Genomic DNA, 10,835 nt, shown 5'->3' with positions numbered 1-10,835 from the left:
ATTTAATTATGTTTAGAAATATAATACATTGGAAAGTATTATATTAGTATAAACAGGAGGGGTATTATGTTTAAATTAGTAGCATTAGATATAGACGGTACATTATTAGACAAAGATCATGTATTAAGAGATGAAGTAATGTATACAGTGAATAAAGTAAAAGAAAAAGGTATTAAAGTGGTTTTAGCATCAGGTAGAGATTATAAAGCACTAAAGCCTTTTTTACATAAGTTAGGTGTTAAAGATTTAGTAATAGGAATGAATGGATGTAGGGTTTATAACAAAGAAGGAAAAACAATATTCAATGAAAGTATAGACTCCATTGTAGGTAAAGAAATAATTAATTTTTTTCAAGAAGAAAAAAGATACATTATATTATTTATAGATGGTAACACATATGTAGCAAAATTTAATAATTATTTAGATCATGAGTATTATACAGGAATTCCTATAGAAGTAGAAAATTTATCTCATTTTTATAAGGAACATATGAATTTAGATAAAATAATTGTTGTAGAGGAACATGAAAAATTATTAGAAATAAAAGATATTTTAAACAAAAACTTTAAAGGAAAAATAAATGGAGAATTTACATTATCAATATTTTTAGAGATTTTTAGTAATAAGGTGAATAAGGGGGTTATGTTAGAAAAAATTGCTAAGTATTATAACATAGAAAGAAATGAAGTAATGGCAATAGGAGATTGGGATAACGATATTCCAATGATAGAATATGCAGGGTTTGGAGTAGCTATGGGTAATGCTTCAGATGGCTTAAAAGAAAGGGCAGATTTTATAACTAAAAGTAATGAGGAAAATGGAGTAGCTTATGCTCTACAAAAATTTATTTTAGATAGTGATTAAAAAATCTATAAAGATTAATAAGTAAGTTTTATAAATAATAAAGAATAAATATGGATAAATTTTCAATTAGTATTAAGAAAAATTTTAAATAAAAGATTTTCTATACATCAGCAAAAGAAATTTTTCCTAAATTTATTCTTTATTATTTTTTTATTTAGTTCTTAAAGATGTTGCCAGGAAATTTTTTTAATGACATCCTGAACAAGTAGAACAACCATAGTCATCGTCGTTTTGTATCATTGGATGAAGGGAAAATCCATCTATACCACTTTCTTCAGCGCAAGTTAAGGTGAATCCTCCAAATTCTGCAATAAGATCCTTATCCACTAAGAAAGTTAAATCATGTATCTTAGTTACAGTGTCATTGCTCTTCTCAGAATCTATAACAATATTAAATATTGGCCCACCACAGCCCATACCAGCTAGATTAATTCTGATTAAATTATGTACAACATTATGTTCTTCTAGAAATTTTTTAAATTCATCATAAGCTATATCACTCATATTTATTGCATTCATTTTATTTCCTCCTTTTATATTGTTATGCATAGTATTTTCTATTTTAATATAATATATTAGGTTTTTCAAATAAGTCTTTATATTGACTTTATATTTTTTTCCTTTATAATAAGATATAAACTTTAATAAAGAAAGAGGATAGGGAATGAATACTTCTGTATGGGTAAGATCTTTGATTTCAAAACAGTACTCTGTAGATAAGTTTTTTAAACATGTAGTAGTAACCTTAGGAAAAGAATTTGAAGCAAAAATATATTATAGTACAGAAAAAGATGAATTTGAGTTTTCTATGCTAGGTTTTAGTATAAATATCCATAGAGATGAAGTAGAAAATCTTCAAAAATTAGGCTTATATTCTCTGGACAGATATATATTAGAAGAGTTAAAAAAATTAGGATTTAAGTTTAATATAAATAGAAGTCAATATATACAATGCTGTTATGGAATATTTAATAATAATGAATATAGTATGGAATCTATTAAAGAAGTAAGTGTTAGATTTAATCAAATATTTAATATACCAATAGTTGAAGGAAGTTTATTTTATCCATGTTGTGGTATAGATACTTATGAACCTTTAGCTCTTTTTATCAATTCCATTAAAGAGTTTCATTTTGCAGATGGTGGACAAATATTGCTACCCTTGCTGGAGTGTGGCGTTTACAAAGGAAGTATGGATAGAAATAAGGATAATAAAGACCATTGTGGTAGTTTTTCAAGCGATGTTATTCCATTTGCAGTATCGCTTCCTAATAATGATAACCTTGAAGTGATTAAGAAAATTGAAGAAAACTTTATGGTTAATTTTCATTTTATAAATGCAGAAGATATTAGTGTAAAAGAAGTTTGGAAAACAAAATTTAAAAAGAATAAGAAAATAGATATTTATTGCCATAGATTTGAAGGAGCTTTGAGTTTAGTAAATATAGAAAAAATATCTGTATTTTATTATAGAGTATATAGTAAAAGCTTAAGCAGTTCCAGTTTCAATTGGTTTTCACATATTGCTTTTAATTCGGTTTTAAAAAAATTAGTTTCTGGTGGTATTATAATTACAGATGGAGGAGAACCTAAAAATATGAAAGAGGATGTACCATGGAAAAGTTTTTGGAATAATGATGCTGTAGAATTTTCTTATAAAAATAGAAACTTTACTTATATAGGTGAATGTGGGGACAGATATGGAAAAATGAAAGTATGGAAAGTTGATTAGATATAAAGAGAAGCTATATAAACAAATGATATAAACTCATTTGTCTATATAGCTTTATTATTAGAGTTTAAATTTACTTATTTTATTTACCATATCTTGAGTCATTTCATTTAGACTTTGAGCAGACGATGCTACATCCGCTGAGGACATATTCATTTCTTCTGAGGAAGCTGAAATCTCTTCTGAAGAAGCAGATACTTCCTCTGCTACAGAAGAAGCAGATTCTATCTTTGAGATTATATCATTTTTTTCTTCATTTATGTTTATTAAAGATATATTGGCTTCTTCAATTTTAGGAATTACATCCTCCATTTCATTAATTATATTTTTAAAAGAATCTATAGTAGTGTTTATAGTAGAAACTTGAACTTTTAACTCACCATCCATAGTCCCGGTAGTTTCTACAATATTTTTTGTATTAATGGTTATTCCTTTTACTAAATCACTTATAGCACTTAATGAATCTTTACTTTGTTCCGCTAGTTTTCTTATTTCATCTGCTACTACAGCAAAACCTTTTCCTGATTCACCAGCTCTTGCAGCTTCAATAGCTGCATTTAAAGCTAAAAGATTAGTTTGGTCAGTTATATTATTAATAAGAGAAGTGATTTCATTAATTTGTTTTATACTGCTATTAAGATCTCTTATTTTTACTTCAAAATCTTTAAACGAATTGCTTATTTTATTTACAGACAGAATTAAATCCTGCATATTAGTATTGCTTTTATCTGCCAAATTACTAATTTCCTTAGAAGAGTTGGTTACATTGTTTATAGTGGTTACTATATTATTTAGCGATTGGCTAAAATTGTTTATTACATAAGTAATACTTACTAAATCTTCTGCTTGACTACTTGTTCCTTTGGAAATTTCACTAACTGCCAGGGAAACATTTTGAGAAGATGCAGCCATTTCTTCTGCAGTAGCAGATAAATTTTCAGATTCTTTATCAATATTTTTAGAGTTTTCTAAAATACTTTCCATAGTTTCTTTTAATTCTTTTCTTAAAAATAATACAGCCTCCGCCATTTTCTTTGTTTCATCTTTAGATTTTAATATACCATCCATATCATCATTCATATTAGTGACAAGATCTAGTTCTGCAGTTTTTTGTATTAAATCAGTAACTTTATTAATAGGTTTTGTTATATATGATGCCAATAAAATTATTAGGAAACCAATTATTACAAGACCAGCTATACTTAAAAATAAAGATTTTGTTATTACCTTATTTGAATTAGCCATAATTTCATCTATTGGAGCATAAACCATTAGACTCCAAGGGGTAGTAGTGTTGCCTACCTTTATAGGAGCATATACTCTAATTACATCTTTCTTTAGTGAGTTAGAATATTCAGAATGAATAAAATCTTTTCCTTCATTAATAGACTTTTTAACTTCTTCTTTACTATTTGTAATTAGTTCAGAAATGCTTTTTCCAATATAGTTTTTTTCATTAATAGCTACAATTTTATCACTATTTGAAATTATAACAGCAGACCCAGAATTATATAGTTTAATTTTAGATACTAATTTATTCATGTAATCTATAGATACATCAATACCTATTACTCCAAGAACCTTTTCACTTTTTATAATAGGTACACATAGAGAGAGCATAGAAACCTGAGTGCCTTGTACATTGTAACTTTCTGGATCAGTAATGACTTCGGATTTTTTTTCTTTAGGAACAGTATACCAAGCAACGTTATATTCATTAGGTTCTGTAGCAAGTTGAACAGATATTTTATTATTATAGTTTGTCCAATAAACATTAAATCTACCTGTACTGTCATAGCCATTTTTGTTGGAATACTGAGAATCTAATCCGTCAAAAGTATTAGGTTCCCATACAGTCCATATACCTAGAAAGTTATGATTGTCTTCTAGTATATTTTTCATAGCAATGTTAGCTATATTTCTTCTATCTTCAGGTTTAATATTATCCATATTACTGAAAATATTGCTAACTGTTCTAGCACTATCTAGAGCTACTTCTAAATCACTTTTAATAAGAGATGAATTTTCTTTGCCTTGAGATAATAAATATTGTTCTGCATTAGATCTTGCCATATTTTTTGTTGTTAGAGATTGAAAAAGAATTACAATAGAAAATATTATTAGTACTGGTGTAAGAATAAATAAGAGCATTTTTGATTTTATACTTTTCATTTTGATGCCTCCTTAAATATATTTGTAAAGTTTAATATTAAAATACCTGTGCCAATATTCCATAATATAAAATTTGACACTATATTACACTATTATACAATATAAACTAAAAAAATAAATAATTATACAAAATATTTAAATTAGTTTGATATTACCACAACTATAAAGATAATTCAATTATTTTCATAGTCAAAATAAAAAATATTATATTTAAAGGGTAAAGTGATTTTAGGGGAAAACTATTGACACATTTGAAATATTATCGTATTTTACTGGTATATTATGTATTCATTTTATGAATAAAATTATATGTAAGCCTAAAAATTAATGGAAAGATAATGAAAGGAATATTTAAGGTAAAAAGCCAATGAATAAGATATTAAAAGAGGATATTTACAATTTAGATTTATTTGGTGATCTAAAAAAAGAAGAAATAGAAATATTATTGGAAAGAGGTAGTAAAGAAAAATTAAAAAGAGGCGAAGGTTTATTTTATGAGAAGGATGTAATAAATAATATATATATTGTACTTAATGGGAAAGTAACACTATTTAGACACTCTGAAATTGGTCAAAAAAGAGTAATTTATATATTAAATAGTGGAGAGGTAATAAATGAAGTTATTTTTGATAATTTGCCTGCATCTATAAATTGTGAAGCATTTGAAGATAGCATTATAATATGCTTTGAAAAAGAAGATTTACTTCAAGTTATGGAGAAAAATTTTGAGTTTAATAAAAAAATTATATATTCTATGGGAAAGAAAATTAGAAGGTTATATAGACAGATCAAAAATACAGTACCACTTAAAATAGATAAAAAGATAGCAGCAAAGCTTTGGAAACTAAGTAAAGACTATGGTATAAATATGGAAGATGGTGTACTGATTGATTTAAATATAAGTATAACTTATTTAGCTGACATGATTGGAAGTACAAGAGAAACTGTATCTAGATGTATAAATGGACTTCAGAAGCAGGGGCTTATAGAAATGAAGGATAAAAAAATTATAGTTAAGGATAGGGATAAGTTATCATCATATTTTAAGGGATTGTGATAGATATAATAATGAAGGAACTGTCGCACTAAGAATAAATCCTACAATATATTGTGTTAAGTATATTGTATGTAAATTCCTTTATAATGCGACAGCTACTTTTTATTTGCTAAATCATATTTGTAATATTATAGGTATTTATAATAAAGTTTACTTATTGTAAAATTTATTATATAATCTACCTGTATATACTATTTTTGGGGGGAGCCAAATAATGAAAACTATTTTTAAAAAATTAATGCCAGCTATATTTATAGCAATTTTATCTATTTCTTTAATGGGATGTGGTGCTAAACCTGATGAAACTGCTAAGAACTTTTTAGAGGCTATTAAACAACAAGATATTCAAAAGGCAGCGTCACTTGTAAAAGATAATTCTTCTAAAAAAGAATTAAAATTTGATAATAAGGAACAAGAAAAGATAGTGAAAGCTATTTTTTCTAAAGTCGATTATTCTTTAGGTGAGGTAGAGAAAAAAGGAGATACTGCTACAGTAAAAGCTTCAATAACATCAATAGACTTACCTAAAATAACAGGAAAAATGATTACAGAATTACTTCCTACTATGATGTCACAAGCATTTTCCGAAGGAAAAGTTGATGAAAAGAAACAAGAGACTATGGTACTTGAGCATATGTTAAAGTCTATAAATGATGCTAAAGCTGCTAAAACTAAAACAGATGTTACTATAAAACTAGTTAAAAATGATAAAGGATGGCTTATAGAGCCTAATGAAGAGTTAATCAATGCATTAACTGGTAATTTCTATTCAGCAACAAAACAGTTACAAGGTAAATAAATTTAAAAGTTAGATATAAAAAAGAACTTGGAAAACAAGTTCTTTTTTATTTTTTCTATAGTGTGACATATATCACATTCTTTTTTTATATAATGTGTTATTTTTTTGCTAGAGAGTTTAAAGGAGGAGATATAAATTGTTTAGTGAAGAAATTAACAAACTTTCAACAGCAGCAGAGAAAAAAGTTTTCTTTCTTAAAAACAGTGAAATAAGATATTTAGTAGCTTCAATGTTTGCGGGAATATATGTAGGGTTTGGAACAGTTCTTATTTTTACTATAGGAGGATTGCTTCAGTCTGTAAGTTCTCCTATGACAAAAATTTTTATGGGAGTAGCTTTTGGAATTGCATTAAGCTTGGTACTTGTAGCTGGCTCAGAGTTGTTTACTGGAAATAATATGATTATGACTATAGGAGCTTTGGAGAAAAAAGTTAAATGGAAAGAAGCATTAGATATATGGATTTTTAGTTTTATAGGAAATTTTATAGGAGGAATTTTGCTTTCAGTGTTGTTCGTTTACTCAGGATTAGCAAAAGGAGCTACAGGGGAATTCATAGTTAAAATAGCAGGAGCTAAAATGATAGCAACTTTTGGTCAACTTTTTGTAAGAGGTATACTTTGCAACATTTTAGTTTGCTTAGCAGTTTGGTGTTTTTTTAAGCTTAAAGAGGAAGCAGCAAAACTTATAATGATTTTTTGGTGTCTTTTTGCATTTATAACTAGTGGATTTGAACATAGTGTTGCTAACATGACACTATTAACTACAGCATTAATGATTCCACATAGTAAAACAGTATCAATGATGGGACTTATAAATAATTTACTTCCTGTTACATTAGGAAATTTTATAGGAGGAGCAGTATTTGTAGGAGCAGCTTATTGGTATGTATCTAGTAAAAAGTGATTAGTAAAGTTTCATTTAAGGTATGTAAAATCCATAAATTAAAGGAGGTAAACAAGCATGGGATTTTCTTTGGAATTAAAAGATTTTAACGAAGTATTTAAGAAATTAAAAAAACAATATAAAATATATGCTCCTAAGTGTTTTAAAAATAAAGGAACATTTTCAGATACAGATATGATTAGATATGGAGAAATAGATAGATTGGAAGAAGTAGAGTTTAACAAAAAGTCTTATTTTTCACCTAAAGAAGTGATACTTCCAATAACTCAAACTTTATTTTATTTTACAGAGGATGAAGTTATAGAGCCAAAAGTAGATGAAAAAGATATACTAATATTTTTAAGAAGTTGTGATATACATGCAGTAAAAAGATTAGATGAAATATATTTAAAAAATGGTTCTGAAGATCCTTACTATAGAAAATTAAGACATAAGATAAAGTTTATTCTTATAGAGTGTGAAAAGAGTTTTGAAAACTGTTTTTGTGTAAGTATGCAGTCAAATAAAACAGAAGATTATTCTTTATTTATAAAAACACATGAGGGGAAGGTATTAATAGAATGTAAAGATTTAGATTTTGAAAAACATTTTAAATTGGGGAAAATGAAAGAAGTCTGTCCTAAGTTTATTCAAGAAAATGAAACTAAAGTAAACATACCTGAAGGAATAAATATAGATATTTTTAAATCAGAAATGTGGAAGGAATATTCTTCAAGATGCATAGCGTGTGGTAGATGTAATACAGTATGTGGAACTTGTGCGTGTTTTACTATGCAAGATATTTTTTATAAGGACAATAGTAAAACTGGAGAAAGAAGAAGGGTGTGGGCATCTTGTCAGATAGATGGTTTTACAACTATGGCTGGTGGTCATGAATTTAGAAAAGACAAAGGGGAGAGAATGAGATTTAAGGTTATGCATAAAGTTTATGATTTTAAAAAGAGATTTGGATATCATATGTGTGTAGGTTGCGGAAGATGTGATGATGCATGTCCTGAATATATTTCTTTTTCAAATTGTGTAAATAAATTAAAGGATGTAGTTAAGGAGGAGGAATAAATGGAAAACAATATATATTTGCCATTTATATCAAAAATACTAAGCATAACACCACATACGCATATAGATTATACTTTTAGAATGGAGTTTAAAGGAAAAGTAATACCAGGACAATTTTTTGAAGTATCTATTCCAAAGTATGGGGAAGCTCCAATTTCAGTATGTGAAATAGGAGAGGATTATGTAGATTTAACTATTAGAAGAGTGGGAGTAGTTACAGATGTAATTCATACATTTTTTCCAGGAGATACTCTATTTATAAGAGGGCCTTTTGGAAATGGATTTGATGTAAATTTATATAAGGGAAAAGAACTTATTGTAGCAGCAGGAGGAACAGGACTTGCTCCAGTAAAAGGAATTGTAGATTATTTTTCAAGTAATGCAGATGAAGTAAAAAAATTTACGCTTTTATCAGGATTTAAATCACCAGAAGACATATTGTTTAGAGAGGACTTTAAGAAATGGAATAAAAGTATAAAGACCATTGTAACTGTGGACAAAGCGGAAGAAGAATATAAAGGAAGTACTGGTCTTATAACAAATTATGTAAAGGATATAAAAATAGAAAACATAGAAGAAGCAACAGTAATAATAGTAGGACCTCCTATAATGATGAAATTTACTGTAGCTGAATTTATAAAAAGAGGAATAAAGGAAGAAAATATATGGGTTTCTTATGAAAGAAAAATGTGCTGCGGAGTTGGAAAATGTGGACACTGTAAGATAGATGATACTTATATATGTTTAGACGGCCCTGTATTTAACTATACAAAGGCTAAACAACTTATAGATTAGGAGGTGAAATTTATGGATATAAATACAAAGTTATTAAAGAAAAATGCTTTTAGAGTAACAAAAGAACGTGGAATAACTGCGGCTAGAGTAAGAGTGCCAGGAGGTCATATAGAAGCAAAATATTTAGCTCTACTTGGAGAAATTGCAGAAAAGTATGGAAATGGCAATTTGCATATAACTACAAGACAGGGGTTTGAAATACCTGGTATTTCTATGAAAGATATTAATCATGTAAATAAAGAACTTCAACCTATAATTAAAGGATTAGAAATAAATCAAAAAGACCCTAATACAGGATACTCGGCATCAGGTACAAGAAATGTATCTGCTTGTATAGGAAACGCAGTATGTCCTTTTGCTAATTATAATACAACTAACTTTGCAAAAAAAATAGAAAAAGCTATTTTCCCTAATGATTATCATGTAAAAATAGCTTTAACAGGATGTCCAAATGATTGTATAAAATCAAGAATGCACGATTTTGGAATAATAGGAATGACAGAACCGCAATATGATGCTTATAGATGTATTGGATGTAAAGCCTGTGTAACTAATTGCAAAAAAAGAGTAACAACAGCATTAACTTTTGAAAACTTTAAAGTAGTAAGAGACTACAGTAAATGTATAGGATGTGGTGAGTGTGTAGGGAAGTGTCCAACAGCTGCTTGGTCAAGAAGTACTAAAAAGTATTACAAACTTGTTATTATGGGTAGAACGGGAAAGAAAAATCCTAGAATAGCTAGAGATTTCATAACCTGGATAGATGAAGAAAGTATAATAAAGATAATTCTTAATACCTATGATTATATAGAAGAATATATAGATAAAGATGCTCCAGGTGGAAAAGAGCATATAGGATATATTGTAGATAGAACAGGATATCAGGAATTTAAAAAATGGGTCTTAAAGGATGTAAATCTAGGAGAAGAGGCAGTAGTAGCAGATAATATAAATTGGTATTAAACTTAAAATGAAGGTTAGCTATATAATTAATTTAGCTAACCTTTATTAATTGTGTGCTCAGCATGGGCAACAACTTGACGGTGAAAGTCCGTTGTGGGCTTGGTAGTGGGAATGACGGCAAGGGTGTCCACCGTGAGGTGGAATCTGAAGGAAGCCGAAGGCAAAATCTTGGTCTGAGGAATACAAATTACATATAAGGCTTACTAAGGGTGGATGAGTTTGCAATACAAAACCAAGTCCAACACTGCCCAAACCCTTAGGAGTAAATGTAGCAGATATATGAGATGAAAGTTGTTGCTCTTACCTGGGGAGGTCTGATAGATATATTATCAAATGATGTAATTCATGAATGATAACCTACATAGTGATATGTAGCTGAACTATCAGAAGTCAGAAGAGGTCATAGTACTACGTAAATACGCGTTAGCGTAGGAAGGACTGAACTTTAGGAGGTTTTAAAACTTGAAAGTTTCGAAGAATACTCAACGAT

10 protein-coding genes are annotated in these 10,835 nt (G+C 28.1%); 8 read left to right on the top strand and 2 right to left on the bottom strand.

Annotated features, from left to right (window positions below):
* Positions 1–66: 66 nt before the first annotated feature.
* Complete coding sequence (locus J2Z24_RS12890) at positions 67–864, top strand: Cof-type HAD-IIB family hydrolase (RefSeq protein WP_035148175.1); 798 nt, start codon at positions 67–69, stop codon at positions 862–864.
* A 186-nt stretch (positions 865–1,050) separates the two neighbouring features.
* Here the strand turns inward: J2Z24_RS12890 and J2Z24_RS12885 are convergent, their stop codons facing one another.
* On the bottom strand, positions 1,051–1,383 hold the full coding sequence (locus J2Z24_RS12885; protein ID WP_035148174.1) for a HesB-like protein: 333 nt from the start codon (positions 1,381–1,383) through the stop codon (positions 1,051–1,053).
* Between the two features lie 145 nt (positions 1,384–1,528).
* On the opposite strand from J2Z24_RS12885, the gene J2Z24_RS12880 reads away from it, so the two are divergent.
* Positions 1,529–2,596: a hypothetical protein gene (locus tag J2Z24_RS12880; RefSeq protein WP_035148173.1), complete on the top strand. Its 1,068-nt coding sequence runs from the start codon at positions 1,529–1,531 to the stop codon at positions 2,594–2,596.
* 60 nt (positions 2,597–2,656) lie between these two features.
* On the opposite strand, the gene J2Z24_RS12875 is transcribed toward J2Z24_RS12880, so the two are convergent.
* Positions 2,657–4,768 carry a methyl-accepting chemotaxis protein gene (locus tag J2Z24_RS12875; protein WP_051593275.1) on the bottom strand — a complete coding sequence of 704 codons (2,112 nt, stop codon included), beginning with the start codon at positions 4,766–4,768 and terminating at the stop codon, positions 2,657–2,659.
* A 367-nt stretch (positions 4,769–5,135) separates the two neighbouring features.
* Between J2Z24_RS12875 and J2Z24_RS12870 the strand changes: the two genes are divergently transcribed.
* From J2Z24_RS12870 to asrC, 6 genes are all read left to right on the top strand, one after another.
* The gene (locus J2Z24_RS12870) at positions 5,136–5,825 is read left to right on the top strand and encodes a Crp/Fnr family transcriptional regulator (protein ID WP_035148171.1); all 690 of its coding nucleotides are present in this window, start codon (positions 5,136–5,138) and stop codon (positions 5,823–5,825) included.
* Between the two features lie 214 nt (positions 5,826–6,039).
* Positions 6,040–6,624, top strand: coding sequence for a DUF4878 domain-containing protein (locus tag J2Z24_RS12865; protein ID WP_035148169.1), 585 nt, complete (start codon positions 6,040–6,042; stop codon positions 6,622–6,624).
* Between the two features lie 136 nt (positions 6,625–6,760).
* On the top strand, positions 6,761–7,528 hold the full coding sequence (locus tag J2Z24_RS12860; RefSeq protein ID WP_035148168.1) for a formate/nitrite transporter family protein: 768 nt from the start codon (positions 6,761–6,763) through the stop codon (positions 7,526–7,528).
* A gap of 57 nt (positions 7,529–7,585) precedes the next feature.
* Positions 7,586–8,587: an anaerobic sulfite reductase subunit AsrA gene (gene asrA, locus J2Z24_RS12855; protein ID WP_035148166.1), complete on the top strand. Its 1,002-nt coding sequence runs from the start codon at positions 7,586–7,588 to the stop codon at positions 8,585–8,587.
* Entirely contained in the window at positions 8,588–9,382 is a 795-nt protein-coding gene (asrB, locus tag J2Z24_RS12850; protein ID WP_035148165.1) for an anaerobic sulfite reductase subunit AsrB, read from the top strand.
* A 12-nt stretch (positions 9,383–9,394) separates the two neighbouring features.
* Positions 9,395–10,345, top strand: a complete 951-nt coding sequence (gene asrC, locus J2Z24_RS12845) for a sulfite reductase subunit C (protein WP_035148164.1) — start codon at positions 9,395–9,397, stop codon at positions 10,343–10,345.
* Positions 10,346–10,835: the final 490 nt, after the last annotated feature.

The organism is Clostridium tetanomorphum (assembly GCF_017873215.1).
GTDB lineage: Bacteria > Bacillota > Clostridia > Clostridiales > Clostridiaceae > Clostridium_AO > Clostridium_AO tetanomorphum.
This window is presented reverse-complemented; position numbering and strand designations above follow the sequence as displayed.

Bases quoted from the DNA above. Each gene is read 5' to 3' on its own strand.
- J2Z24_RS12890 (WP_035148175.1), top strand. From the start codon at position 67: ATGTTTAAATTAGTAGCATTAGATATAGACGGTACATTATTAGACAAA.
- J2Z24_RS12885 (WP_035148174.1), bottom strand. From the start codon at position 1,383: ATGAATGCAATAAATATGAGTGATATAGCTTATGATGAATTTAAAAAA.
- J2Z24_RS12880 (WP_035148173.1), top strand. From the start codon at position 1,529: ATGAATACTTCTGTATGGGTAAGATCTTTGATTTCAAAACAGTACTCT.
- J2Z24_RS12875 (WP_051593275.1), bottom strand. From the start codon at position 4,768: ATGAAAAGTATAAAATCAAAAATGCTCTTATTTATTCTTACACCAGTA.
- J2Z24_RS12870 (WP_035148171.1), top strand. From the start codon at position 5,136: ATGAATAAGATATTAAAAGAGGATATTTACAATTTAGATTTATTTGGT.
- J2Z24_RS12865 (WP_035148169.1), top strand. From the start codon at position 6,040: ATGAAAACTATTTTTAAAAAATTAATGCCAGCTATATTTATAGCAATT.
- asrA (WP_035148166.1), top strand. From the start codon at position 7,586: ATGGGATTTTCTTTGGAATTAAAAGATTTTAACGAAGTATTTAAGAAA.
- asrB (WP_035148165.1), top strand. From the start codon at position 8,588: ATGGAAAACAATATATATTTGCCATTTATATCAAAAATACTAAGCATA.
- asrC (WP_035148164.1), top strand. From the start codon at position 9,395: ATGGATATAAATACAAAGTTATTAAAGAAAAATGCTTTTAGAGTAACA.